Here is a 26,594-nt window from a genome sequence, read left to right on the forward strand (position 1 = left end):
GGCTTCGCCCGCGCAACCGATTCATGGGGGAGGCCTCGGAGGGGGCCGTCGAGGCCCTCTCCGATTGTTCTCGACAATAGATTAGTCGACATCTGACGACTATCTGTCAAGAAAAAAATCAGGCGGGCTCCCAGGGCTCGCAGACCGGACACGGAGCGAAACCCTGATCTCTGGCGTCCGCCACCCGCTTGAAATAGATGCGGTCCAGCTCGCCGATGTGCCCGGTCCAGGTGCACTCGCGGGTGTGAAAGAGCCGGCCGCCGCGCTGGGCCAGGTAAGGCTCGGCGGACACGGCCATCGCCTCCGGGGCCGGGCTGAGCTCCGGCTCCGCGGCGCCTCCCGTGCCCGTCTCCGCCGGGGTGGGCGGCGGCGGCTCGTCGACGACGGTTTCGGGCGCCGACGGAACCGGATCGGGTTCGTTCAGCTGGAGCTTGGTCTCGAGAGTCGAGCGGAACTCTTCGCTGGTCCGCCGGAACTCCCGCATGGCCCGGCCAATCGCCCGGCCGAGCTCAGGGAGGCGCTTCGGCCCGAAGACCAGCAGCGCGATCACCAGGATGAGGAGGAGCTCCTGAAAGCCGATGTCCAGCATGCGGTCACTTCCCGCCGATGTCGCGGGCACCCACATCGGCGAGCAACTCCGTCAGCTTGACCTCGAGCAGGCGGATCAGCTCCGGGTCATGGCGGTGGTAGCGGTCCTCGATCCCGAGGACGCGCAGCTTCCGACCGGCGTCAGCCCACCGCGCCACGATGAAGGCGCGGTGGTCCTCCTCCATGACCGCCACGACGTCGGCCCAGCGCAGGTCGTCTCCGCAGATGGGACGGGGACAGTAGGGCGAGATCCCGACGGAGCGCGTCTCCTGCGCTCCGTTCGTGATCCGCCGAAAGACCTCTTCGGCCGCGGGGCTCCGCGAGATGTTTCCAGTGCAGACGAACAAGAACTTCACCGGCCGCCTCCGTCACGGACGCTCACGCAACCGATTCTAGCAGGCTGCGGAAAAATCTTCGAGCGCGGGCTTGGCCCGCGCAAGCGAAGGGGGGAGGCATCGGAGGGGGGCGGAGTCCCCCTCCGAGCAATCTAGCACACGCTCCATCACGCGCCCTTGACGCCGACGGCCCCGTAGAAGTTCAGCGTGCACACGAACGTACGCGCCTCCGCCTGGGCCTTGATCGCCCGCAGCCAGCGCTGCGCGCTTCGAGGGCCGACGAGCCCGAGACTGACCGCGTTCTCAGCGCGACGCTCCAGCATGGACCAGGTCCAGGGCTCGAGACGCGTGTCCTGATACACGTCGGTGGTCAGCCGGACCTGCCGGAGCCCGAGCCGCCGGAGCGTCCCGAAGAGGGTCCGCCCGCTCCACGGATCGGCGTAGATCTCGCGAGCCACGTCGTCCAGGATCCGGCTCGTCAAGCCGCGATCGGGATGGTCGAGGGCGAGCGTCCCGAAGTCCTGGTCCTGCACGCCCACGATCCCGCCCGGGCGCGTGACCCGGATCATCTCCCTGAGGACCGTCTCCGGATCCGGGACATGGAGGAGCACGGTGATCGCCAGCGCGCCGTCGAAGAGACCGGCGCGAAACCTGAGCCGGGCGCCGTCACCCACCTCGAAGCGAACCCGGCCGTCCACCCGGTGCTCGCGCGCCAGCCGGCGGGCGACGCGGACAAACACCCGGCTCGGATCCACGCCGACGATGGCGCCGCGAGGACCGACCAGCTTCGCGAGATCACGGCAGACGACGCCGGTGCCGCACCCCACCTCCAGCACACGCCAGCCGGGCCTGATCCCGGCGAACCTGAGGAACCGGCGGCGCAGGCGGACTTGCGTCTTCACCCGCCCCCGCGCCTCGAGGCTCGTGACATAACGCTCGGGGTCGGGCTGGGCGTCGATATCGCGATACGGATCGATGTGACGCGGCACGGCGAGCGGAACCAACGCTATCAGGCGACGGACGGCCGAGTCAAGGCGCACCGCTGCGGCACCGGCCCCAGGGGTTCCCGACACGGGACGTCCGTAGTATGATTTTTACCAGGTCCATTTCACGACTGGAGGGCCCATGAAGCTCCGTCTTCTCTCCCGCAGTCGCAGCATCCGTGAGGCCGCCGCGACCATCTTCGCCGTCAGCTCCCTCCTTCCGCTGCTCGTCTTCCTCTATCTTCTGTGGCGTTACGAGCTGGTCGCGGAGACCGATGCCCAGCTGGGCCTGCTCCTCGCCCTCCTGATCGCCCTCCTGGGCTTCGTCGTCTTCCAGCGCATGGTCAACCGCATCAGCGATCTCGCCCAAGCCGTGATAACGCCGAAGCCGGCCGACCTCGCGACGACGCCGGCCGAAGCCGCGATGGTGCCGGGTCTCGGCCCGGTGGCAGAGCTCGGCCAGATCACGGACGCGTTCAACCGCCTCCTCGAGGACCTTCGCGGGTCTACGGAGCGACTCGAGGACCTCGTCTTCAAGCTCGGGACGCTGAACGAGATGGTGGAGCTGGCAGCCCGAATCCCGGCGATGCAGGACCTCCTCGGCCTGGTGCTCGAGCGGACGATGCGAACCGTGCGCGCGAGGATCGGCTCCATCATGCTCCTGGACCGCGAGCGGCAGACGCTCCGGATCGCCGCGGCCCGCGGGCTCCCGGAAGAGGTGACCCGCGGCGTCGAGGTCAGGGTGGGCGAAGGGATCGCCGGCCGGGCGGTGCAGCTCGGGGAACCGATCCTCGTCGACGACGTGGAGACCGACCCGCGCTTCGGCAAAGCCAACGACCCGAAGTACGGCGGTGGCTCCTTCATCTGCATGCCGGTCCGGGTGGGGGACCGGATCATCGGCGTCATCAACCTGGCCAAAAAGGAGTACGGCGCCACCACGCCGGCTGACCTGCGGTCCTTCGGCCCCAGCGATCTGCAGTTCCTGAACGCGCTGATGACGTACATCGCCTACGCCCTCGACAACGCGCGCCTCCTGGAAGAGGCCCGGCAAGCGGCCAGCCGTCTCGCGGAAGTGGTGAGGGACCAGCAGCTCCGGTTGACCCTCGCCCAGCAGCAGATGCTCCAGACCGAGAAGCTCTCGGCCCTGGGGCAGCTGGTGGCGGGCGTCGCCCACGAGCTGAACAACCCGCTGACGGTCCTGCTCGGCAGCGCGCACATCATGCGGGACCAGGCCCCGGAGCCGTTGCACCCGACCCTCGATCTCATGGTCGAGCAGGCCGAGAGGAGCCGGCGGATCGTTCAGGGGCTGCTCACCTTTGCCCGGCGCCTGCCCCTCGAACGCGAGCGCGTCGACCTGGGCGACCTCCTGGCCAAGGTCCTGAGCGTCACCGCCTCCGACCTCCAGCTCGCGGGGATCAGCGTGGAGCAGCAGGTCGAACCCGGCCTGCCGCCCCTCTGGGCGGACGGCGGTCAGCTCCAGCAGGTCCTGCTGAACCTCGTCACCAACGCCAAGCAGGCGATGACAGAGGCGGACGGCGACCGACGACTCCGCATCGCCATGCGGCGCGCCGGTCCGGACCGCGTGGTCATTCTGGTGCAGGACACCGGCCCGGGCGTGCCCGCCGAGATCCTGCCGAAGGTCTTCGACCCGTTCGTGACGACCAAGGGAGCCCGGGGAACCGGTCTCGGCCTCAGCATCTCCTACGGCATCATCCAGGAACACGGCGGTGACCTCCGCGTGGACAGCACGGGGAGCCAGGGCACGACCTTCGCGATCGAGCTACCCATCGGGACGCTGGCGACGGAGCCCGTCAAGGAGACGCCCGGCGGGCCCGCGACGCTGGCGGGGCGCCGCATCCTCGTGGTCGAGGACGATCCGGCGGTGCGCCGGCTCGTGCACGCGTACCTGGAAGCGGCCGGCTGCGACACCGTCTGCGTCACGACCGCCGAGGAGGCCCTCGAAGCCCTGTCGGAACCGGTCGACCTGGTACTCTCCGACGTCTACCTGCCCGGCATGGACGCCCTCGCGCTCTACCGGGAGGCCACCACCCGGGACTCTCGCCTGAGGCGCCGCTTTCTGCTGATGACGGGGGGCCTGATCACCGATGCCATCCAGGGGTTTCTGGCCCAGGGCGAGGGTAAACTGCTGCAGAAGCCGTTCTCGCGCGAGCAGCTCCTGGACGTCGTGCGCGAACTCCTGAAATGATCGCCGGCTGACAGGCGGCATGCAGAGCGTCCTGATCATCGACGACGAGAAAGACATCCGCCTGTTGCTGGCCCGGCTGCTGGGGCAGGAGCCGCTCGAGGTCCACACGGCCGCTACCGGGAAGGACGGGCTCCTGATGGCCGACGACGTGGATCCGGACGTCGTCCTCCTGGACATCCGGCTGCCCGACATCAACGGGATCCAGGTCCTCAAGGCGCTCAGGGACCGTCACCCCGATACCGCGGTCATCATGATCACCGCCTACGGCTACATCGGCAGCGTGGTGGAGGCGATGAAGAACGGGGCGACGGATTATCTGGAGAAGCCCTTCGAACCCCTCGACAAGCTCTGGCTGGCCGTCCGTCGCGCCCTGGAAGAGGTAAAGGCTCGCCGGGAGATCCAGAGGTTCCACCAGCTCCAGAGCGGCCAGTACCGCGCGGATCAGCTCATCGGCGAGTCCGAGGCGACACGCCGTCTCCGCGAGGTCATCGGCCAGCTCGCCCGGAGCGAGGCGCACACGATCCTGATCCTCGGCGAGAGCGGCACCGGAAAAGAACTGGTCGCCAAGGGACTCCACTACGAGAGCCCGCGGCGCGACTTCCCCTTCATGGAGGTGAACTGCGCGGCGATCACCGAAACCCTCTTCGAGAGCGAGCTCTTCGGCCACGAGAAGGGAGCCTTCACCGACGCGAAGACGACGAAGAAAGGGCTCATGGAGCTGGCCGACCGCGGGACGCTGTTCCTGGACGAGATCAGCGAGCTGTCCCCGGGCAGCCAGGCCAAGATCTTGCGCTGCCTCCAGGAGCGGGTCTTCAAGCGGGTGGGCGGGACCCGGGACATCAAGGTGGACGTCCGGGTCATCGCGGCCACCAACCGACCCCTCGAGCTCCTCGCGAAGGAGGGAAAGTTCCGGGAAGATCTCTTCTACCGCCTCAACTCCATCCCGATCACGATCCTGCCGTTGCGCGAGCGCCGCGAGGACATCCTGCCCCTTGCGCGCCACTTCCTCCTCGAGGCCAACCGGATGTTCCACAAGGCCATCATCGGCTTCGCCCCCGAGACGGAGCGGCTGCTGCTCAATTACCCGTGGCCCGGCAACATCCGCGAGCTGAAAAACCTCATCGAGCGCCTGGTCATTCTGGGCACCTCAGACTACATCGAACCCCAACACCTGCCGCTTCCGCTCGCGGCGCGTGCCGACGGCGTGCCCCTCCTCAGACCGTCAGAGCAGCCGGGCACGCTGGCCGACGTCGAGCGGGCCTATATTCACCAGGTTATGAGCCTGGTGAACGGAAACAAGAGCAAAGCCGCGGAAATCCTCGGAATTTCCCGCCAGACCCTTCGGAAGAAGCTCGGCGAGGCCTGAGTCAAATCGGAGGGGGCCTCGACGGCCCCCTCCGAGGCCTCCCCCAGGAATCGCTTGCGCGGGCAAAGCCCGCGCTCGAAGAGGTCCTAGCCCGATCAGTTTCTCATCGCTGGTAAGTTCCTCACCGGGGCGAGAACGCGCGATCAAAGCCCCGGTAACTGTCTGAAACGACTCGCCTGCCCCGCTTCCTCCTCCCCGGCCCCGAGTCCCAGGTGGTAAAGAACTGGCCGGTTCATCCGCGATGACGCCCACCGTCGAACTCGAAAAAGCCTTGGACCATCACCGCTTATCCGATCCCTCCAACCTTGGTCCCCCTCTTGCAGCCGTTCGGCGCCCGGGGTGAGCGAGAGGGAATCGTCGGTAGGCCCCTCCGACTCTCTCCCCACCAAACCGATAACTCACACCCAAGAGGGGGAACATGGCGACCGAGGGGAGTCGCCCGACTTCGACCTCCATGGCTCCGGATGACCTCCTGGCCTTTCCGGAAGCCCATGGTCGGGGCCGTTCGGTGAAGAACGACAGGCAAAAGATCCTCATCGTCGACGACGCCGGCCCAGTCGTAGTCCTGTGCGTGAACGTGCTGCAGTCCCTCGGATACGCGGTCAAGGGCGCCAATCGAGGCGAGCGAGCCCTGGAGTTGGTGGCCCACGAGGAGTTCGACCTCATGGTGGTGGATTACAGGATGCCGGGGATGGATGGGTTCCAGGTGGTCCGGCAAGCTCGAGCGGTGCGACCGGACATGGCCTTCATCCTGGTGACAGCTCACGGCACCCCGGAGGTCCTTGACGAAGCGAACCGCATGGGTTTCAGCTCCATCCTGTCCAAGCCGTTCACGCCCGATGAGCTGCGCGACGCCGTCGAGCGGGCCCTGCCCACAAAGGGATAGCCGGGATGCCGGCGCCAGACGACGCTGAGCCGAGGATGAAGACGCCGACCCGGCGCGGGTGGCTCGTCGGGGGCATCCGCTGGGGGCTCGACCGGATGCTGTCTGTCGGCTACGGGGTCGTCTACGACTTCATCTTCGAGCGCTTCGCTCCCTACCTGAGCCTTCGGCGCGAAGTCCTGGCGCTGGTGGAAACCTCCGTCCCTGAGTCGGTTGACCGGCGCGATGTCCACGTGCTGGACGTGGGATGCGGGCCCGGCAATTTCGCCGTCAGCCTCGCCGAAGCCGGGTTCTCGGTCGTGGGCATCGACCCGTACGCCGCCCTGGTCGAACTGGCCAGGGAGAAGCGGCGGGCGAAGCACCTTCCGAACCTCGCTTTCCGTCACGCCGACCTCACGATCGGCAACACCTTCAGAGACGGGGCGTTCGACCAGGTCGTGAACATCCACTCGCTCTACCTCAATCCGACTCCAGACCGACTGCTCAGGGAAACCTACCGGGTCCTGAAGCCCGGCGGCAGCGCGGTCTTCGTGAACTTCACGCGGCGGGTCTGGCTGCGGGCTACCTTCCGGGCGGTCAGGGCCCGCGCGGGCCTGAGCGCCGCGCTCCGGTGTCTCCTGTGGCTCCTCCCCAACTCGATCTTCGAAGCCACGCGGACCCAGATCGGGCCCCACTACTGGGAGGAGGACGAGTTCTCGCGCAGGTTGCGCGACGCCGGCTTCACAGTGCTGGAGATGCGACGGACATTCCTGGACGGGGCGAGCCTCCTGGCGTGGGCCCGGAAGGACAGCGACGAGCCGAGGCGCTTCGGCGCCGGCAGCTTCATCGCCTGCGCCAGCGACGAGGCGAGGCCCGAGCAGATGAGGCAGAGGCGAGGCCCGAACCGAAGGGAGGTGAGACGTTTCGTGGGGAGTGGATCACAGTGCGTTGAACTCCATGTCATCTTTGGGACGTGACTTGGTGCTCGCCGGGGCGACCCGAGCGAGTGGTGAGGAGATGACGAGATGAAGCGGAACTTGAAACGATCGTTGAGATGGATGATCGGACTGCTGGTCGCGAGCGGAGTGCTCGTGCTGAGCCCGGTGACAACCCTGGCTCAGACTGGCGTCGCGCAGGGTGTTCTCTACGAGGTGCTCGAGGCCCCGCCGGCTGAGTTCACGCCGAGCGGCGCGCGGATCATGCCCGGCGTCATCCTGCCGATTGGGATAAGGCTCGCTCAGGCAACCGAGACCGGGACCTTGCAGGGGTCCGGGACCCTGGAGTTTCTGACCGGGAGCGTCACCGTGCAAGCGCAGTCGCGCGTCCCTGTGGACCCGGACACGGGCTTTGGCACCGGCCAGGTCGACGGCAAGTTCTTCGTTAACACCGTCAGCGGAAAGCTGAAGGGGCAGCTCGACCTGTCGCCGCTCACGAGCACCAACTGCGCGGGCGGACCCTGCCCGTACGCGCCGATCACAGGAAGCTGGTCCACGGTCAACGGCGCCCAGAAGACCTCGGGCCTGTTCAGCGGGATCTTCCTTATCCCGTTCCAGGTCAGTGGGGTGTGGTACTACCTGGACCCGTCCACGGGGCTGACCACCACGACCCCGCTTCAGCCTAACGAGTTCGACAAGAACGGCTCGCCGTTGATCAAGCTCCACGTCACGCTCTTCCAGTAGCGCGGACGCCCGAGGGGGGTCACTCCCCCCTCGGGCCCCCCGCCGGGCAGTGAACCCTGTGACGAAGCGCGAGGGGATGGGATGAGCGCGACAGCAATCGAGGCCAACAGCGTATGCCAGGAGGACGGCGCAGCGGCCAGCGACGGGCTGGTCCGCCTCCGCCTCGGCGGAGCGATCACCGCCGCGACCGCCCCGCGGCTCCGCAAGCTGATCCGCGGGTACGCGAGGCCGGGAGATGCGCGGCTGCTCGTGGACCTGGAGGGCGTGCCGGCGATCGATGTCTGCGGGATCGCCGCGCTCCTCGACGGCTTGAAGGTGATCGAAGCCCAGCCGGGCGGTGTTATGATGTTGCGGGTGAACCCGACGGTGCGCCAGGCATTGAGAAAATCCGGAACGATCACGGCCTTCCGGTTCTGGAACGGTCAAGGGCAGTTCGAGCCGAGTGGCGTCGGCCATGCCGTGTGGCAGGCCCGCCACGAGGCGAGGCCCGAGTGGCACTTCGAGCCGAGGGGCTCCCGACGAGCCGCAGGCGTGGCAGTTCGAGCCGAGGCGCTTCGGACGAGCCGGAGGCGAGGACAGCGACGAGGCGAGACCCGAGTAAACAGCCACGAGGCGAGGCCCAAATAGGTGTGATCGAAGCGCAACGGGTGTCGCTCGACGCTCCGGCCGCGGGGCTCGGGGCGGCGGATCAGGGGATCGTGGTCACGCGGGGGAAACGGGTCGCCCTGCGGACATTCACGCCGGGGGACCTCGTCTACCTCTCGGAGTGGGCGGAGGACCCCTTCGTCGAGCGGATGGTCGGGAGCGAACTCCTCTATGCCTACAAGTACGTGTACGACAAGCACCCGTCATTCTACGAGGCGTGCCTGACCGATCCGACCCAGATCATCCTGGTCATCACGGCCAGGGAGTGGTCGAAGCCGGTGGGGCTCGTGCGGCTGTACAACATCCACCTGCTCGAGGGATACGCCTTCCTCGAGACGATCATCGCGAACCAGCGGGCCCTGCGCAAAGGATACGGCGTCCAGGCCAGCAAGCTGGTCGGCTACTACGCGATCGACGTGTTGGGGCTGAGACGGATCGAGGCGAAGGTCTACGAGTACAACTTCGTGAGCATCAACTCCATGCGTCGAAACGGATTCCGCCAGGAAGGCGTCCTGCGGAAGGCAGGCTTCCAGGGTGGCCAGTGCTGGGACGTGATCGTGTTCGGAATCCTGAGAGAAGAGATCGAAGAGCAGCGCGGAAAGGACAAGTACCTCCTTCCCCTCGACGGATCCAAGGGGGACGGAAGTGACACTTCATAGCGCACTCCCGCTCATCGCGCTGTTCCTGAACGCGGCGCTGGTCGGCGTCTCGATCCTCCGGAACCCGGCGAGCCGGCTGAACAGGGTCTTTGCCTATTTCGCGACCGCGCTGGCCCTCTGGAACTTCGGCGTGTTCATGCTGAGGAGGGCCCCGGACGAGGCGAGCGCCTACCTCTGGGAAGTCGTCATCCACGTCGGGGTGATCGCGATCCCCGTGTTCTACTACCACTTCGTCCTCATCTTCCTGGACAGCACCACCCGCCGCAGGCCCGCGCTCGCCCTGGCGTACGGCCTCGCGATCATCTTCAGCGCGATCAACGCCAGCGGGTCGGCGCTCTTCATGACCGGCGTCAAGTCGACGCACTGGGGGTGGGCCCCGGCCACCGGGCCGCTGTACACGCCCTTCTTCCTCTACTTCAACGCGTTCATGATCTACGGCCTCTGCCACCTCGCGAAGGCCTACCGGACGATCGACTCGAGCTTCCGCCGGAACCGCGTCATGCTCGTCCTGCTCGCCACCTTTATCAGCCTGATCGGCGGGTTCGTCGACTTCGCGCGGTTCATCCTCACCCGATTCCTCCCCGCGGCGGACCAGGCCTATCCGCTGGGGATCCCGGGCAATATGATCCTGGTCTTCATGATCGGGCTGTCGATCGTCCGCTATCGCATGTTCGACGTGGACGTGGCGCTCAAGAAGGCCGCGATCTACTGCGGCGTTGCGGCCGTCGTCACGTCGCTCCTCGTGGGCCTCACCTGGACGCTCGAGCAGCAGTTCCGGCTGGAGGAGACGAGCGCCCTGTGGATTGTCATTCCTCTCGGGCTCATCATGACGCTCTTCCTCAGCCCGTTTGGCCACGGCCTCGAGTCGCAGGTCGAGCGGCTCATCTTCAGCAAGCGCCGCGGTTGTTACGACACGCTCCTCAACCTCAGCAACCGGATGAGCGCGATCCTCGACTCCGGCAAACTGGTGGATACGCTCGTCCGCGGCCTGGCCCGGGGGATCCCCCTGACCCACTGCGTTGTGATGCTCTACGACCGGGCCGCCAACCTCTTCGTGCCCTATCGCGAGGAGAGCACCACCGGGGAGGAGTCAGGGATCGCCCCGATCCGCGCCGACAGCTCGATCGCCCAGTGGCTGGCGCAGGCCGACGGCGTGCTCGTGAAGGAAGAGGTGAAGATCAACCGGCAGATGGCGGTGTACTTCGAGGCCGTGGAGGGGGAACTCGAACAGATCCCGGCGTCGCTCCTCGTGCCCCTGAAGATCGAGAACAAGCTGACCGGCATCCTGTTGCTGGGCGAGAAGCTCTCAGGGGAGGTCTTCGACGACCAGGAGCTGGAGGTTCTCTCGGTCGTGGCCAACCAGGCCGCCATCTCCCTGGAGAACGCGCGCCTGTACGAGCAGCTCGGCAGCTCGAACGCCCGCCTGTTGCAGGCGAGCCAGCTCAAATCGCAGTTCCTCGCCAGCATGTCGCACGAGCTGCGCACGCCGCTCAACTCGATCATCGGCTTCTCGAAGGTGCTCCTCAACCGGATCGATGGCGACCTGACCGACCGGCAGGACAGCTACGTCCGCTCCGTCCACAGCAGCAGCATGCACCTGCTCGAGCTGATCAACAGCGTCCTCGACATCTCGCGCATTGAAGCGGGCAAACAGGAGCTGGACCTCCAGGAGATCGACCTGCACGACCTCATGGACGAATGCATCGAGTCCTCGGCCCCGCTCGCGCGCGGCAAGCCGCTCAAGATCGAGAAAGACGCCCCGCTCGAACTGCCCCGGCTGCGTGGGGACCGAACGAAGGTGAAGCAGGTCCTGCTCAACCTCCTGAGCAACGCCGTCAAGTTCACGGCGACGGGGCGCGTGATGGTTCGTGTTCGCCCGGAACCGGACGCGGTCCACGTCAGCGTCGCGGACACCGGCATCGGCATCCGGGAAGCCGACCTCCCGCGGCTCTTCGAGCCGTTCCAGCGCCTCGACAGTCCGCTGGCACGGGACGCGGGCGGCACCGGGCTCGGGCTTGCCATCAGCAAGAAATTCGTCGAGCTACACAGGGGACGCATCTGGGCGGAGAGCCGGGAGAACCACGGGTCCACGTTCCACTTCGTGCTCCCGCTCACGCCCGCGAGCTGAGGGACCCCGCGCATGCCCAGACACGGATTCCCCCACGATCGCCCGTCACCGAAAATCCTCTATATCGAGGACAACGCCGAGAACCGCATGCTGGCCCGCGCGGTCCTCGAGGCCGCAGGCTACACGGTGGTCGAGGCGGAGGACGGCCTGGCGGGTATCGAGGCCGCGATTCGCGAGGACCCGGCCCTCATCCTCCTCGACATCAACCTGCCCGGCGTCAACGGCTACGAGGTCGTCGCCGTCCTCAAGTCGTTCCCGGCGGTCTCCACCACGCCCGTGATCGCCCTGACCGCCTACGCGATGGACGGTGACCGCCAGCGCACGCTCGTCGCGGGGTGCGACGGATACCTCCAGAAGCCCATCGACGTGGACACCCTTCCCCGGCAGGTTGCCGAGTTCCTGGAGGGCAAGCGCGAGCGGGTCGAGGAGCGCGAAGAAGGCGTCTACCTCCGCGAGCTCAACCAGCGCCTGGTCTACCGGCTGGTGAACCAGGTCGAGAACCTCAAGCGCCTGAACGATCACTTCGTGCGGCGGGCGGGCCAGCTCGAGGATCTGCACCGGGTGTTCCAGGACATGACGTCGGAGCTGGAAGTCCGCACGCTGCTCGAGCGGCTCCTGGCCGGCCTGGTGCGGGCCCTGGGGACGACCAGGCTCACCGTGGAGCTTAGCGAACCAGCCGGCCTGAGAGTGACCGTGCGCGGCGACGAGGGCGGGCACCCGCGCAGCATGCTCCGCAACGAGCCGGCTGAGGACTGGAACGAGGTCGAGTGGACCATCCCCCTCATGATCCGCGGACGGCCGCTGGGCCTCATGCGGGCACACCACGTGCTGCCGCCAGGGGCGAAGGCCGACGAGGAGAACCTGGTCAAGATCGTCGCCAACCAGGTCGCCACCGCGGTGGAGAATTCGCGCCTCTACGCGGACGTGACCCGCAAGATGGCGGAGCTGAAGCAGGCGCAGGCGCAGCTGATCCAGTCCACGAAGCTGGCCGCCATCGGGGAGCTGGTCGCGAACATCGCGCACGAGCTGAACAACCCGCTGACCAGCGTGCTCGGCTTCGCCTCGTACCTGATCGGCGCCCTCAAACCCGGCGACCCGATGCGCGAGGAGCTGACGCTGATCCAGCAGGAGGCGGTGCGGGCGCGCGACATCGTGCGCGACCTGCTCCAGTTCAGCCGCCAGAGCCAGTTCAGACCCGAACCCGCGGATCTCAACGCGGTGGTCGAGCAAACGGTCGCGATGGTCCGGCGCCAGGCCGGCCTCGAGCACGTCGTGTTCTACGAGATCTACGCCCCGGATCTCCCCGCCGTCGAGGTCGACGTGCCCCGGATCAAGCAGGTGTTCGTGAACCTCATCAACAACGCGCTCCACGCGATGCCGGACGGGGGCTCGGTCACCATCCACAGCGCCGCGGCCGACGGGTTCGTTCAGGTCGAGTTCGCCGACACCGGAACCGGGATCGCGCCCGGGCACCTCGACAGGATCTTCGAGCCGTTCTTCACCACCAAGCCCGACGTGAGCGGCACCGGCCTCGGGCTCTCGGTGAGCCTCGGGATCGTGCAGAGCCACGACGGCACCATCGAGGTCAAGAGCGAGCTGGGCAAGGGCTCGACCTTCACGGTCAAGCTGCCGATCAAGGCCGGGGTCCACTCCGACGGGGCGAACCGCTCCGGCCCACAGGCGGGGGCCGGCAGCACGCCCGGTCGCGCGAGCCCGGCCGCGACGCTCGCGCCGACATCCGACGGCCCGGTCTCGCTGTCGGGGCTGCGGATTCTCGTGGTCGAGGACGATCGGCCGGTGCAGGACCTCGTGCGGGCCTACCTGGAAGCCGCGGGGGGCACGACCGTCGGCGTCCCGAACGCCGACGAGGCGCTGAAACGACTCGACGGCGCGGTGGACCTGATCGTCTCCGACCTCTACCTGCCCGGCATGGACGGGCTCACGTTCTACCGTGAGGTCAGCGCCCGCCATCCGGCCCTGCGTCGCCGCTTCCTGCTGATGACCGGCGGCCTCGTCACCGAGGCGGTCCAGGCCTTCATGGCCGAAGCGAACGGCAAGCTCCTTCGCAAGCCGTTTTCGCGCGAGGAGCTTCTCGAAGTCGTACGCGACGTCCTCAGGTGATCAGCCGGAAGCCAGGTGTCCGGATGGTCAAGGCGTGGCTCGGCCGCGTCCGAAGCGTCCAGCGACTGCTCAACACCTTCGCGGCCCAGGCCGCGATGGCCATCGAGAACGCGCGGCTCTACGAGGAGGCCGAGCGGCGGCGGCAGGAGGCCGAGGTCCTGGCCGACGTGACTCGGACCATCAATGCCTCCCTGGACCTCGGCACCGTGCTGCAACGGGTGACCGAGGCCGCCAGGGAGCTGTGTGCGAGCGACGCGGCGCGGATCGGGCTCCTGGAGCCCGGGTCGGACACCCTCGTCTTCCGGCACCGGGCGGGGGCACGCTACGAAGGGTACGACACCTTCCGCGTCGAGCCCGGAAAAGGGGTGAGCGGGCTCGTGCTCGTGACCGGGCGCCCGTTCCGCACCGACAACTACGCCGAGGATCCGCGGATCACCAAGGACTACCTCTGGCTGGCGCGCGAGGAGGGCGTGGTCGCGCTGATGGCCGTCCCGATCCGGATCGGTGATCGCGTCGAAGGGCTGGTCATCGTGCACAACCGCGCGCCGCGCCCGTTCAGCGACCAGGACGAGGCGATCCTGCTCAGGCTCGCTGACCACGCCGCCATCGCGATCCAGAACGCGGGACTCTACGCGGAGACGCAGCAGCGCCTCCGCCACACCGAGACCCTGCTGGCCGCGAGCCAGGCGATCAGCTCGACGCAGGACCTGACCGAGATCCTCCGCAGGATGACGCGCGAGATCGTCAGGACCCTCGGGGCGGACACGGGCGGCGCGTGGCTCGTCACGCAGACCCGCGACGGCTTGCTCCCCGTTGCGGGCTACCGCGTCCCCAAGGAGCTGGTCGAGACCTTCGCCCACACCCCGTTCCCGCTCGAGCATCCGATCATCGACGCCGCGAAGCAGTTCCGGGAGCCGATCTATGCGACCGACAGCCAGGCCGACCCGAGGTTCGACCATCCGCTCGCGCGGCTGGTCCCCCACAAGTCGGCCCTGGGCATCCCGATGTGGTTCAAGGATCGGATCTTCGGGGGGGTCGCGATCGCGTGGGTGCGCGAGCGGCACCGGTTCACGCCCGAAGAGGTGCGCCTGGCGGAGGGAATCGCGCGGCAGGCCGCCCTCGCCATCGAGAATGCCCGCCTCCTGGAGACCGAGCGCGAGCTCGAGCAGCGCCAGAAGACCATCGCCGCGATGGGCCGGGACCTGGCAAGCGAGATCAACATGCATCGGCTCCTCCCCATGATCACCGAGCAGGCCCGCCAGCTCATGGGCAGCCATGCGGCCCTCCTGCTCCTCCTCGAGGGGGACGAGCTGGTGTTCCGCAGCGCGGTCGGGGTGGACGACGAGCTGAAAGCGATCGGGAGGCTCAAGGTCAACCAGAGCCTCACGGGACGAGTCATCCGCGAAGGCAGCCCGCTCATCTGCCCGGACCTTGCCGAGGACGCCGACTGGCGGGAGACGCCCGTGGTGCGCCGCTTCGGATACCGGGCGATGCTGGCGGTCCCCATGAGGCTCAAGGACCGGACGCTCGGCGTGCTCAAGCTCCTCCATCGCGAGCCCCGGCCCTTCCGCCCCGAGGACGCAGAGCTGCTCGGCGCCCTGGCCGCCCAGGCCGCGCTCGCGATCGAGAACGCCCAGCTCTACGAGGAGACCCGGCAGCGACTCGGGCAGACCGAGACCCTGCTGGCCGTGGGCCAGGCGGTGGGCTCGACGCTGGACCTGAGCGAGATCGCCCGCCGCACGATCCGGGAAATGGTCCGGGTCCTCGGCGCTGACATGGGGGGAGCCTGGTGCCTCAGCCCGAACCGCGACTGCTTCGTGCCGCTCGCCGGGTATCGCGTCCCCAAAGAGCTGGTCGCGACCTTCGCGCGCGCCCCGCTCAGCCTCGGGGACGGCTTCGTCGAGATCGCCAGGCAGCTCGAGGGGCCAATCTACTCCAGCGAGAGCCAGACGGACGCGCGGTTCGACCACCCGCTGGCCCAGCTGATCCCTCACAAATCCGTCCTCGTCCACCCGATGTGGCTCAAGGGCGAGCTGATCGGAGGGTTCGCTGTCGTCTGGGTGCGGGAGCCCCACTCCTTCACGTCGGAAGAGATCCGCCTGGTCGAGGGGATCGCGCGGCAGGCGGCGATCGCCGTTGACAACGCCCGGCTGCTGGAGGCGGAGCGCGAGGCCCGGGAGCGGCTGGCAGTCTCGGAGACCCGCTACCGTGAGCTCTTCGAGAACATCCTCGACATCGCCTACGTCCACGACCTCGAGGGGAAGATCCTGGCGGTCAACGAAGCCGGCGTCCGCGCGACCGGCCGGGCCCGGGAGGAGCTCCTCGGGATGGACATCGCCCAGGTGGTCGCGCCCCAGGACCTGACCCGGAACCGGGACCTCGTACGCCGGATGATCAGGGGCGAGCGCGTCCCCGAACTGTTCACCACCGAGCTGATCCAGAAGGACGGGAGTCGGGTGGCCCTCGAGTGCAGCGGCCGCCTGGTCTTCAGGGACGGCAAGCCGGTGGCCGTCCAGGGGATCGCCCGCGACGTCACCGTCCGGCGCAAGCTCGAAACGCGCCAGGCCGCCTTCGTCGAGATCGTGAAGGAGCTGGCAACCGAGGATGACTTCGAGCGGCTCTTCTCGTTGATCGGCCGGCGGATCTGCGAGCTGCTGGGGACCGACAGCTCGGCCACCCTCCTGCTCGAGGGGGACGAGCTGGTGCTCCGCGGCGCCTACGGGCTCGAGGACGCCCTGCGCGCGCGCCCGCCCCGGAAAGTCTCCGAGAGCCGCGTGGGACGTGTCGTGCTGACGAAGAAGCCCCACGTCTCCTCGGACATGACGAGAGACCCGCACTGGCGCGACTCGGTCATCGTGACCGAATTCGGCTACCGCGCCGTCCTGGAGGTCCCGGTCATCCTCCGGGGGCAGGTCATCGGAATACTGGGGGTCCTGAACAAGTCGCCGAGACCATTCTCGGCCGAGGACGTGGGCCTCCTCGTCTCGCTGGCCAGCCACGCCGCGATCGCGTTCGAGCGGACGAACCTCCTGAAGGAGCTGAAGACCCGGCTCCGGGAGACGCAGACGCTGCTCGCCATCACCCAGGAGGTCACCTCGACCCTGGACCTGACGGAGCGCATGCGCCGCGTCGCGCGGGAGGCGGCCCGGGCGCTCGGGGCCGACATGGTGGGCGCTTTCCTCGCGGACCCCGAGGAGAAGTACCTCCACCCGATCGCCGGCTACCACGTGCCGAAGCAGTTGCTGGGGCCGTTCATGACGTTCCCGATCCCGATCAAGGGCCACCGGCTGCTGGAGGAGGCCTGGGAGCACCACCGCCCGGTCTACTCCAGCGACGCCGAGGCGGATCCTCGGGTCGACCCCGAAACCCTCCGGCGCTTCCCCCAGCGCTCGGTCCTGTTCTGCCCGATGATCGTCAAGGGGCAGCCCGTCGGCGGTCTCTTCGTCACCTGGTGGGAAGCCGAGCATCACTTCACGCCGGAGGAGCTCGACCTCGTCGAGGCGATCGGCCGCCAGGTCGGCATCGCCATCGAGAATGCCCGCCTGTTCCAGGAGGCAGAGCACCAGCTCCAGGAGATGACGGGGCTCCACCGGATCGCCCAGTCCATGTCCACGCTGACCGACATCCGGGAGACGTACGGTCGATTGACACGTCAGGTCGCCGAGCTCGTGGGCGCCCGGCGGTCGCTGATCGCGCTCTACGACCGCCGCCAGCGGCGGATCGTCGGCCAGATGCCCGGCTACGGGGTGAGCGAGGACCTCGTCCGGGACATCCAGGCCCCCGAGCTCGCGGAGGCGGCGCGGCAGGTCGGGAACCTCCGGAAGCTGGGGAGCTTGATCCTGAACAACCCGCGCGATCTCCCGGCCCGCGTCCAGGAGTTCATCGATCGCCACCAGCTCGAGTCCATCGCGGCCGTGCCGCTCAGCGTCGAGGGAGAGGTCATCGGGATCCTCTATGCCGCTGACAAGCCTGGCGGCTTCACCGACAGGGACGCGCGCCTGCTCGAGGTCTCGGCGAGCCAGGCGGCGGTCATGATCAGGAACGCGCACCTCTACCAGCAGGTCAACGAAGCCTACGAGTCCCTGAAGGCGACCCAGGCCCAGCTCGTCCAGGCGGAGAAGCTCGCCGCGACGGGCCAGCTGGCGGCGGGGGTGGCCCACGAGATCAACAACCCGCTGTCCGTGATCCTGGGCTTCTCCTCGCTGGCGCTGGAAAAGCAGCCGTCGAAAGAACTCGGCGACGACCTGGAAACGATCCGTACCCAGGCGTTGCGCGCGGCGAAGATCATCCGGGACCTCCTGGTCTTTGCGCGGCCGAGACCGCACGAGCGCGTCCCGGTGGACGTCAACGAGGCCCTCCGCCAGACGCTCAGCCTGCAGGCCTACCACCTCAGCACCGACCAGATCGAGGTGGTGTGGAATCTGGCCGAGCCGCTCCCCAAAACCCTGGCCGACCGCGGCCAGCTCCAGCAGGTGATCCTGAACCTCGTCCTGAACGCCCACCACGCGATGAAGGCCACCCACGGACGCGGGACGCTCTGGATCGAGACTGGCAGCAACCGAACCCATGTCTGGGCCAAGGTCCGGGACGACGGCCCCGGCATCGCCCCGGAGCTGCTCCCCCGGATCTTCGACCCGTTCCTGACAACCAAGCCGGTGGGACAGGGAACAGGGCTCGGCCTCAGCATCTCGTACGGGATCCTCCAGGCCCACGGCGGACAGCTCCTCGCCGAGAGCGAGGCCGGTCGGGGGGCGACGTTCACGATCATGCTTCCCGCCATCGAGAGCGAGGTGAAGCCGCCGACGGAGGCGCCCGAGCCGGCCGCCGAGTCAACGCGGCAGCTGTCGGTCCTCGTCGTGGACGACGAGCCGACGGTCGCTCGTCTGCTCTCGCTGATGTTTGAACAGATCGGGCACCGTGCGGAGGTCGCTCACTCGGGACGCGACGCTATGACGATGCTCGCGCGGGGCACGTACGACCTCATGACGCTGGACCTCAGGATGCCCCACATGAGCGGGCAGGAGGTCTGGAAGGCCCTCCAGACGCTGAACCTCCCGCGCCGGCCGAGCGTGCTGTTCGTGACAGGCGACATCGCGAAAGAGGTCAGGACCTTCCTGCAGGAATCCGGCCAGCCCTACCTGGAAAAGCCGTTTCAGCCCGCCGAGCTTCGAGAGCGGCTGAAAGATCTGCGCCTTTGACTCGGAGGGGGGCCACCCACGCCGACCTCCCGCGCTGTCGCGCGGGTGTGGCGCGGGTACCCGCCCCTTCCGAACCTCCCCCCAGAACAGCTTGCGCCGGCAAAGCCGGCGCTCGAGCCTGAGGGGGGGGTCCCCCTAGGTCAGTCGGCGGGGGCCTCGCTTGAACATCAGCTCAGGCCTCAGTCGTATGTGTGCTCGTTGCGCCTGCGCACTCCTTCGACCCGGATCTCACGCACTTCGTCGGCAACCGTATACAGGACCCGATAATCGCCGATTCGAATCCGATAGGCTCCATGACCCGAAAGCTTCTTCGTGCCTGGCGGCCGCGGATTCTCCCGGAGGGAGTGGATTGCTGCCGCGATCCGGAGGTAGGTCTCGTCATCGAGGGCGTCCAGCTCTTTCCGCACCGACCGGCTGCGGAAGCGAACGCGGTAGGGTTCAGCCACCTACCGCCCGACGCCTCCGTCCCAGCCTTCTCAGCCGAGCCCGATCGTAGCTTTCGAAATCAGCCAGCGCCTCGCGCCCCCGGGACTGAACGATCTTCCAGTCCGGGTCTTCAGGCAGGACTTCCTCGATGCGGATCTCTCGGGATTCGAGCAGCGCGGCCTCGAGGAGTCGGTTCACGATCCAGCTCATGCTACGGTCCCGTCGACCGGCTTCCGCTTTGAGGGCCTGTGCCACCTCGGCGTCGAGGACCACGCTGACCGTTTGCTTGTTTCCCATGACGTCGCCTTCGTCTTAAGCTACACGAATAACCAAGAGAACACAAGAACCCTTCCTATAACTTCTGCGTTTGGAGGGTCGGGCTGCGAAGCCCAGGGGACACCGCCCCTGGTCGGCCCAGCCCGGGGAGGATCGGCAGGGGCGCTCAAGCCGGATTCGATTCCTCCCCTTAAGGGTGTGGTTGGGAAAGAAACGAATTCCGAGCACCGTTCAGGAGCCGGCTCCACCGCTCTGGCCCTCGCCGAGGAGCTGCTCATACATTACGCCCTCCTCCACCGCCACAGCTCCTGGGGCAGGCGCGCCGTCCCGTCAAACGTGATCAGGCACGGTCCCACCTCACCCACCTGTCATTTCCCGAAACCTTTCCCCCAGGGTTTCTCAAAACCTTTCCTCCACCCCTGAGGGCCGGCGGTGGTTCTCTGCTTACGCCATCTTGAGCGCTCCGAGCAAGCCTTTTCTTCTGCGCTGAGCAGGCGTTTCGGGCGACCCTGGTCGTCTGGCGAGGGCCGTAGAGGCTCCAAAAGGGAGTCAAGGGAGATCCGCACGCCTACCGCCGGACTACCCCAAATTCGATTCCTTCCCAACCTCACCCTATAGGGGAAGAAACGAGTTCGGTCCTCGAAAACGAGCCAGGAGCCGAGCGCCCACCCGCCCCTTCGGGGGCGGGTACCCGGCCCACGCAATCGGTTTGGGGAGAGGCATCGGAAGGGGGCGGAGCCCCCCTCCGAGGCTTTCTAGCGCGGGCTTGGCCCGCGCAACCAACTCGGGCCTCGCCTCGGGGCTGTCTTCGCCGGCGGGGCGGCGGCCGCCCCTCGGCTCGAACCACCATTCCCGGGGGAGGCTCGGAGGGGGCCGTCGAGGCCCCCTTCGAGGGGATCGAGCGCGGGCTTTGCCCGCGCAACCTGTCCGGGGGGGGGGAGGCATCGGAAGGGGGGCGTCAGCCCCCCCCGAGGGAAGTTTCGAGCGCCGGCTTTGCCGGCGCAATCCGTCGTGGGGGAGGCTTCGGAAGGGGGGCGGAGCCCCCCTCCGAGCTCTTTAGCGGGCCAACTCGATCAGGAGCGCTGACTTCTTTGCCAGCTCCTGCGTACGGCTGATGATCTCGGGAAACAATGCCGGCTCCACCCCGAGGTTCCGGAGCGTCTCCGGGTCGGGATCCATCGGGAGGCCGTCGCCGGCGTCCCCGATCCCCTCACGCGAGCAGATGCACTCAGCCAGGTGGACCAGATCGGCGACCCGCCGGTCCTCGGCGGGCGCGAGCGCGGGCTGGTGGTGAAAGTCGATCCCGGAAACGATCGGCTGGGGCAGCCCCCACCGGGCGGCGATCAGCGCGCCGATCCTTCCGTGGTCGGTCTCCAGGGCTGCCAGCTCCGCTTTATACCGGGCCAGGCCTTGCTCGGAGGCCAACCGGCTGATCTCCACGAACACGGAGGGATAGTACTCCCACAGCACGAGCAGGCCGATGTCGTGGAGGAGGCCCGCGGCAAAGGCGCCGTCTTCGCCGTCCTCCTCGGCCGCCGGGACCGCCACCTGGAGGATCGCCTCGGTGGCGAAGGCCACGGTCACGCTGTGGAGCCAGAAGGCTTTGCGGTCGCGGCCGCCCCACGTCTCCAGGGTCCGGATGATCCCCAGCGTGAGGATGATGTTCCGGATCTGCACCATCCCCAGCCTCAAGACGGCCTGCGCCACTGAGGTGACCGGCATGCGGGCGCCATAGACCGGCGAGTTGGCCATCCTGAGCACGCGCACGGTGAGTCCGGGATCCTCCCGCAAGATCCAGGCGATGTCGAGCACGGAGGAGTCGTAATCGTTGACGATCTTCATCAGGCGCGAAATGACGGGAGGAAACGAGGGAAGCGGGGGCAACAGGTCCAGATCCGCCAGAAACCGCTCCTTGAACGGCGTCGAGAGCCGCTCAGGTGTCGCCGCCGCCGGATTCCAAGAGAGTGTCATCGCCGATGTCCCCGGGGCGCAGCCCTTCCGCAGCGGAAGGAGCGCTTCAAAATCAGCATGTTTACAGTCAGAGGCGGTCCCACACAAAGACGGCGGTGGGACAGCCGCACCCAATCAAGTATTCGGCCACCCAGACCGCTTTCTGAACCTCCTGTGATTCCCTCCGTTTCGGCTGACTGCCTGCCGAATCCCTAGAGCAGCGGATGGGTGCCGCCGAGCAACCGTCCGTTGGCGAGACAGCGCACACAGCCTGGGTCTCGCGGGAAGTCTCTCCAGGGGGCAACGCAGGAGAGTCGCTGCCGCAGATCCGGGGTTCTAGCTGGCAACGGGACAGACGTTGGACCGATCAGGTGCGGACCGCGCCATGTCGGCGGGCCGCCGGGTCGTTGGAACGGGTGAGACGCGGAATGGACCTTCGGTCTAGCCGGACACCAGGGGGGAACCGGCCCTGATATCGGTCGCTGAGCTACTTCGGGCTGGCCGACCGACGCGCCCCCGTCAGGGAGGAGCTGCCGCATGATCGTACTCATCGGGGTCGGCGTCGTTTTCTTAAGCGTATTCGGGGGGTTCCTCCTCGCAGGCGGTCCCCTCATGCTCCTGATCCAACCCGCCGAGATCCTGATCATTATCGGCGCCGCGCTCGGTACGGTCCTGATCGGAACCCCACACCACCACCTCCCGAAGCTCTTCGCGGGAATCCGCGCCGTGGTGGGACGGGCCACGTCGGGCAAGGACCAGTACACCGACCTCCTCACCCTCCAGTTCGAGGTGTTCGTCAATATCAAGAAGCACGGCATCATCGCTCTCGACCAGGATATCGCGGCACCTGAATCCAGCACCATCTTCTCCAAGTACCCGAGCTTTCTGGCCTTTCCCAAAGCGGTGCGCTTCTTCGCCGACGCGCTCCGGCTGTTGCTCGACACGGGGATCCCGCCCGAGGACCTGGATCTCCTGCTCGACCGCGAGCTGGAGACCCACCACGAAGAGGTCACCAAGGCATCGGGGATCCTGGCGAAGCTGGGCGATACCCTCCCCGGCCTCGGCATCGTCGCGGCGATCGTGGGAATCGTCATCTCGATGCAGGGAGTCGACGGGCCGGCGTCCGAGATGGGCCGCAGCGTGGCCGCGGCCCTCGTGGGGACGTTCCTCGGCGTCTTCCTCTCCTATGGGGTTGTCCAGCCCCTGGCGATGAACCTGGATTTCCAGAGCCAGGCCGAGGCCAAGTACCTCGAGTGCATCAAGTCCGGCGTGGTCGCGATGGCGAAGGGCACCCCGCCCGCCGTGGCGGTGGAGTTCGCCCGCCGGGTCATCTTCTCCCACGAGCGGCCGGAGCTGGACGAGATGGACACGGCGATCCAGGTCGTGAGCCCGAGGTAGCGCATGTTCCGCCGAAGGCTGCGCCGCCAGCAGCAGCAGGACCCCCGAGCAGTCCGGATCGTCGTGCGGCGCCCGAAGCGGCACGGCGAACCCCACGGCGGGGCGTGGAAGGTGGCCTACGCCGACTTCATGACCACCATGATGGCCCTCTTCATCGTGCTCTGGGCCAGCAGTCAGAACGTCCAGGTCCGGGAGGCGATTGGCGCCTACTTCCGCACGCCCGCTGTGTGGAGTCAGGCCGGGCGCGCTTCCGTGCTCAACGGTGGTGCGGGGATCCTCCCCATGCAGCCCCGGCCCGCCTCGGCTGCGACCGCGCTCGAGCCAGGGGACGATCTGACCCTGGAGGGGGTGGCGAAGTGGCTCGCCGAGCTCATCGAGGCGGAGGGAGAGCTCAAAAAACTCCAAGATCAGATCCGGATCGACGTGACTGCGGACGGCCTCAGGATCCAGCTCGTGGAGAAGGACGACAGCGTCTTCTTCGATATCGGGTCGGCGACGCTCAAGCCGGCCACTCGCCGGCTTCTGGCGATCATCGCCAGGGTCGCCGGGCGACTGCCCAACGAGGTGACCATCGAGGGGCACACGGACTCCCGGCCCTACCAGGGGACCCAGCGCGACTACAGCAACTGGGAGCTGTCGGCGGATCGGGCGAACAGCGCGCGCCGGGCGATGGAGGAAAGCGGCTTACGCCCCCGCCAGGTCACCCGGGTCATCGGGTACGCCGACCATCAGCTCCTGGAGCCCACGAATCCCCGGGACTCCCAGAACCGGCGTGTGAGCATCATCATCAAGCGCCGGAGCGAGGGGGCCGTGGGCAGCAGGGAGCGCTCGCAGCTTCTGGCGGAGATCGACGGGCTTCCCGGCCACGCCGGCAAAAATATCCGTTGATGGCACCGCCAAGGGTCACTTACAATAGCGTTCGCGTATCTCTTCGCGATAAGTCCAGCATGGGAGCAGGAGAGATCACGGCGAACAGCGATCGGCCTGAGGAGCTCGAGGCCGTCGCGGATCTGAGGCGGGCAAGCCAGACCGACGCCCCCGCTCTCGCTGCGGCGCTGGAGACGCTGGCGCGCGACAACGCGCGGCTCTCCCGCGAGCTTCAAAACCGGCTCGAGGACCTCCGGCGCGCCGAGGCGCAGCTGGCCGACCTCGAAAAGCTCGTCGGCCTGAATCAGCTCATCGGGGGCATGGCGCACGAGCTGAACAACCCCCTCGCCGCCGTTCTCGCCTGCCTGACGATCCTCCAGGAGCTCCCGCTCGCCGCCGAGGCCCAGGACCTGGTCGACCGGATCCGAACCCAGACCGAGCGAGCGATCAGGGTGGTCAAGAACCTGGCGACCTATGCCAAGCGACCGTCGCCCGAACGGGTCCTGACGGACGTGCACGAGCTGCTCCGCCAGGGGATCGAGCTGCTCGACCCCTCGCTCCGCCACGCGAGCATCACCGTCCAGTGGGAGTGTGCCGCCGACCTCCCGCTCTGCGCCGTCGATCCAAACCAGATGCTTCAGGTCTTTGTGAACCTCTTCGTCAACGCCCGCCAGGCCATCGAATCCACGGGACGGGGACGCGGGACGATCCGCATCGGCATGGCGGCCGAGCCCGCCCGGGTGCGCGTGGAGATCGCCGACGACGGGCCGGGAATTCCCGCCGATCTCCGCGAGCGGATCTTCGATCCGTTCTTCACCACCAAGCCCCCGGGGGTCGGCACCGGCCTCGGTCTCAGCCTGTGCCAGGCGATCGTCGAGGCCCACGGAGGGAGCCTCCTGGCCCGGTCCGACGCCGCTGGTGCGACCCTTCTGGTCGCGCTGCCGATCGGCGCGGCGCAGGCGCTCGACGCCGAGGCTTCTCAAGCCAGTCCCGCCCCGACCGGCCGGATCCTGGTGGTGGACGACGAGACCGACCTTCGGGGTGCGCTGAGCCATCTCCTGCGCCGGGCCGGACACGTCACCCAGGAGGCCGGATCGGGCAGCGAGGCGCTCGCAATGCTCGACACCGGGCAGTTCGACGCCATCATCCTGGACGTCCGCCTGCCGGACATCAACGGTCAAGCGCTCCTCGAGGAGATAGCCCGCCGGGACCCGGCCCTCGCCCGAAAGGTGGTCATCACGACCGGCGACGTCCTGGGCCAGGAAACCCAGTCCTTCCTGGAACGCACCGACGCCCCCTGCCTGAGCAAGCCGTTCACGCTGAAGGCATTGCTCGGCGCGCTGGCGGCCGTGATGGGCGACCAGTCGCGCGCCTGACCGTCCGGAATCGCCGCTCCCCTGCCGACCTCTATTCTTGGCTCCGTTCGTCCTTGGGGATCACCCAGCAAACGGCAAAGGGAGCGTGTGTCCTTGAAACACCGAGACCTCGGCGTGGCCGAAGAAAACGCGGCGCTCGGGAGCCGGATCCAGGACCTCGAGCGCCCCAGCCTCGAGATCCAGCGCGAGCGGCTTCTGGTGGCCCGGATGGCCAGCCTCCCGGAAATCCTCCTCAACGGTTCGAACGGTGGGCACACGCCCCGGCGGATCGTGGAGGTGGGCCGGGGGCTTCTCGAGGTCGACTTTGTGAGCCTCGTGGCCCCCGTGGGCACCGGCTCACGCTTCGAGCCCCTCGCCGCAGTCGGCGAGGAGGATGAGCCGCAGCTCGGGGGCCCGTGGCCCGCCTCCGAAGACTCAGCGCTCACCGCCGTGGTCCAGGGGTGCGAACCCGTGGTCGGCCTCGGGAGCCATTGCGTGCAGTTCAACCGTGCGCTCGACCGGTCGCTCGCCCTCCGAGCAGCGCTCCACGTCCCCGTGATTTGGAATCACCGCGTGGCGGCGGTGCTCAGCTTCGGCGATCGGGAGGCGGGGCGGATCTTCCAACCGGTCGAGGTGACGGCGGCCCGGTGGCTCGCCTCATGGGCAGGACTCCTGCTGGCCTGGGCAGAGGACCGCCAGCGGGTCCAAACCCTCGAGGCGCTCCTTCGCTCGCACCAAGCCCAGCTCCAGCACACCGAGAAGCTCAAGGCCCTGGGCCAGCTCGTGTCCGGCGTCGCCCACGAGCTCACCAACCCGCTCACGGCGGTGCTCGGGCGGGCGACGCTGATCGAGAAGGCAGCGTCGCTCGACGACGCCAAACGCCACGTAGGCAAGATTAAAGAGGCGGCGGCGCGGGCAGCGAAGATCGCGAAGGGGCTCTCGACCTTCGCCCGCAACCACCCGTCGGAACGCGGGCCTGTCGGCGTGAACGACCTGGTCCGATGGGCGACCGACTTTCAGGAATACCAGCTCGCCGCCGACAACATCCGGGTCGAGACCGATCTCGAACCGGACCTTCCGGCAGTCATGGGGGACCATCACGAGCTGGAGCAGGTCCTGATCAATCTGATGCTCAACGCCCAGCACGCGATGGTAGCCGCCTATGGCTCAGGGGTCCTGAAGCTCACCACGCGCCGGGCCGGCGAGTGGGTCCAGCTTCGAGTCGAAGACGACGGGCCGGGGATTCCGCCCGAGGTTCTCCCGCGCATTTTCGAACCGTTCTTCACCACAAAACCGGTCGGCGAAGGGACTGGGCTCGGGCTGAGCATCGTCCAGGAAATCGTCGCGGGCCACGGCGGTCAGGTGTGGATAGAGCCCGCTCCCCAGAAGGGTACGATCGTGGTCGTTGCGCTTCCCCCGATGCGACCGGCTCAAGCCCCGACGACCTAAACAGCTCGGAGGGGGCCTCGACGGCCCCCTCCGAAACCTCCCCCAGGAATCGGTTGCGCGGGCCAAGCCCGCGCTCGAAGGGCATTACTCCGACACATACCTA

Annotated in this window: 20 protein-coding genes; 14 read left to right on the forward strand and 6 right to left on the reverse strand. The window is 67.6% G+C overall.

Annotation, left to right across the window (positions count from 1 at the left end; translation table 11 throughout):
* Positions 1-118: 118 nt before the first annotated feature.
* The 3 genes from tatB to HY726_14875 form a co-directional block, all read right to left on the reverse strand.
* Positions 119-589, reverse strand: coding sequence for a twin-arginine translocase subunit TatB (tatB, locus tag HY726_14865; GenBank protein MBI4610278.1), 471 nt, complete (start codon positions 587-589; stop codon positions 119-121).
* A 4-nt stretch (positions 590-593) separates the two neighbouring features.
* Complete coding sequence (locus tag HY726_14870) at positions 594-944, reverse strand: phosphotyrosine protein phosphatase (protein ID MBI4610279.1); 351 nt, start codon at positions 942-944, stop codon at positions 594-596.
* 146 nt (positions 945-1,090) lie between these two features.
* Positions 1,091-1,912, reverse strand: coding sequence for a methyltransferase domain-containing protein (locus HY726_14875; protein ID MBI4610280.1), 822 nt, complete (start codon positions 1,910-1,912; stop codon positions 1,091-1,093).
* Positions 1,913-2,048: 136 nt separating this feature from the next.
* Here HY726_14875 and HY726_14880 point away from each other — a divergent pair, with 136 nt between their 5' ends.
* From HY726_14880 to HY726_14925, 10 genes are all read left to right on the forward strand, one after another.
* On the forward strand, positions 2,049-4,112 hold the full coding sequence (locus HY726_14880; protein MBI4610281.1) for a GAF domain-containing protein: 2,064 nt from the start codon (positions 2,049-2,051) through the stop codon (positions 4,110-4,112).
* Positions 4,113-4,131: 19 nt separating this feature from the next.
* Positions 4,132-5,478, forward strand: a complete 1,347-nt coding sequence (locus HY726_14885; protein ID MBI4610282.1) for a sigma-54-dependent Fis family transcriptional regulator — start codon at positions 4,132-4,134, stop codon at positions 5,476-5,478.
* Positions 5,479-5,896: 418 nt separating this feature from the next.
* Positions 5,897-6,364 carry a response regulator gene (locus HY726_14890; GenBank protein MBI4610283.1) on the forward strand — a complete coding sequence of 156 codons (468 nt, stop codon included), beginning with the start codon at positions 5,897-5,899 and terminating at the stop codon, positions 6,362-6,364.
* 35 nt (positions 6,365-6,399) lie between these two features.
* The gene (locus tag HY726_14895) at positions 6,400-7,317 is read left to right on the forward strand and encodes a methyltransferase domain-containing protein (protein MBI4610284.1); all 918 of its coding nucleotides are present in this window, start codon (positions 6,400-6,402) and stop codon (positions 7,315-7,317) included.
* Between the two features lie 48 nt (positions 7,318-7,365).
* On the forward strand, positions 7,366-8,019 hold the full coding sequence (locus HY726_14900; GenBank protein ID MBI4610285.1) for a hypothetical protein: 654 nt from the start codon (positions 7,366-7,368) through the stop codon (positions 8,017-8,019).
* An 81-nt stretch (positions 8,020-8,100) separates the two neighbouring features.
* The gene (locus HY726_14905) at positions 8,101-8,646 is read left to right on the forward strand and encodes an STAS domain-containing protein (protein ID MBI4610286.1); all 546 of its coding nucleotides are present in this window, start codon (positions 8,101-8,103) and stop codon (positions 8,644-8,646) included.
* 2 nt (positions 8,647-8,648) lie between these two features.
* Positions 8,649-9,323: a GNAT family N-acetyltransferase gene (locus tag HY726_14910; GenBank protein MBI4610287.1), complete on the forward strand. Its 675-nt coding sequence runs from the start codon at positions 8,649-8,651 to the stop codon at positions 9,321-9,323.
* Entirely contained in the window at positions 9,310-11,451 is a 2,142-nt protein-coding gene (locus tag HY726_14915) for a GAF domain-containing protein (protein ID MBI4610288.1), read from the forward strand. Before HY726_14910 ends, HY726_14915 begins: the two co-directional genes overlap by 14 nt.
* A 12-nt stretch (positions 11,452-11,463) precedes the next feature.
* Positions 11,464-13,572, forward strand: coding sequence for a response regulator (locus HY726_14920; protein ID MBI4610289.1), 2,109 nt, complete (start codon positions 11,464-11,466; stop codon positions 13,570-13,572).
* Positions 13,569-18,770, forward strand: coding sequence for a GAF domain-containing protein (locus HY726_14925; GenBank protein MBI4610290.1), 5,202 nt, complete (start codon positions 13,569-13,571; stop codon positions 18,768-18,770). Before HY726_14920 ends, HY726_14925 begins: the two co-directional genes overlap by 4 nt.
* Positions 18,771-18,949: 179 nt before the next feature.
* Here HY726_14925 and HY726_14930 read toward each other — a convergent pair whose 3' ends face one another.
* The 3 genes from HY726_14930 to HY726_14940 form a co-directional block, all read right to left on the reverse strand.
* The gene (locus HY726_14930) at positions 18,950-19,216 is read right to left on the reverse strand and encodes a type II toxin-antitoxin system RelE/ParE family toxin (GenBank protein MBI4610291.1); all 267 of its coding nucleotides are present in this window, start codon (positions 19,214-19,216) and stop codon (positions 18,950-18,952) included.
* On the reverse strand, positions 19,209-19,493 hold the full coding sequence (locus HY726_14935; GenBank protein ID MBI4610292.1) for a ribbon-helix-helix protein, CopG family: 285 nt from the start codon (positions 19,491-19,493) through the stop codon (positions 19,209-19,211). Before HY726_14935 ends, HY726_14930 begins: the two co-directional genes overlap by 8 nt.
* Positions 19,494-20,528: 1,035 nt before the next feature.
* The gene (locus HY726_14940) at positions 20,529-21,443 is read right to left on the reverse strand and encodes an HDOD domain-containing protein (protein MBI4610293.1); all 915 of its coding nucleotides are present in this window, start codon (positions 21,441-21,443) and stop codon (positions 20,529-20,531) included.
* Positions 21,444-21,959: 516 nt separating this feature from the next.
* Between HY726_14940 and motA the strand changes: the two genes are divergently transcribed.
* From motA to HY726_14960, 4 genes are all read left to right on the forward strand, one after another.
* A complete protein-coding gene (gene motA / locus HY726_14945) occupies positions 21,960-22,820 on the forward strand; it encodes a flagellar motor stator protein MotA (GenBank protein ID MBI4610294.1) in 861 nt (286 codons plus the stop codon).
* A gap of 3 nt (positions 22,821-22,823) precedes the next feature.
* Complete coding sequence (locus HY726_14950) at positions 22,824-23,708, forward strand: OmpA family protein (GenBank protein ID MBI4610295.1); 885 nt, start codon at positions 22,824-22,826, stop codon at positions 23,706-23,708.
* Between the two features lie 59 nt (positions 23,709-23,767).
* Positions 23,768-25,063, forward strand: coding sequence for a response regulator (locus HY726_14955; protein MBI4610296.1), 1,296 nt, complete (start codon positions 23,768-23,770; stop codon positions 25,061-25,063).
* A gap of 93 nt (positions 25,064-25,156) precedes the next feature.
* Complete coding sequence (locus HY726_14960) at positions 25,157-26,491, forward strand: hypothetical protein (GenBank protein MBI4610297.1); 1,335 nt, start codon at positions 25,157-25,159, stop codon at positions 26,489-26,491.
* Positions 26,492-26,594 lie beyond the last annotated feature (103 nt).

This window comes from Candidatus Rokuibacteriota bacterium (assembly GCA_016209385.1).
Classification (GTDB): domain Bacteria; phylum Methylomirabilota; class Methylomirabilia; order Rokubacteriales; family CSP1-6; genus JACQWB01.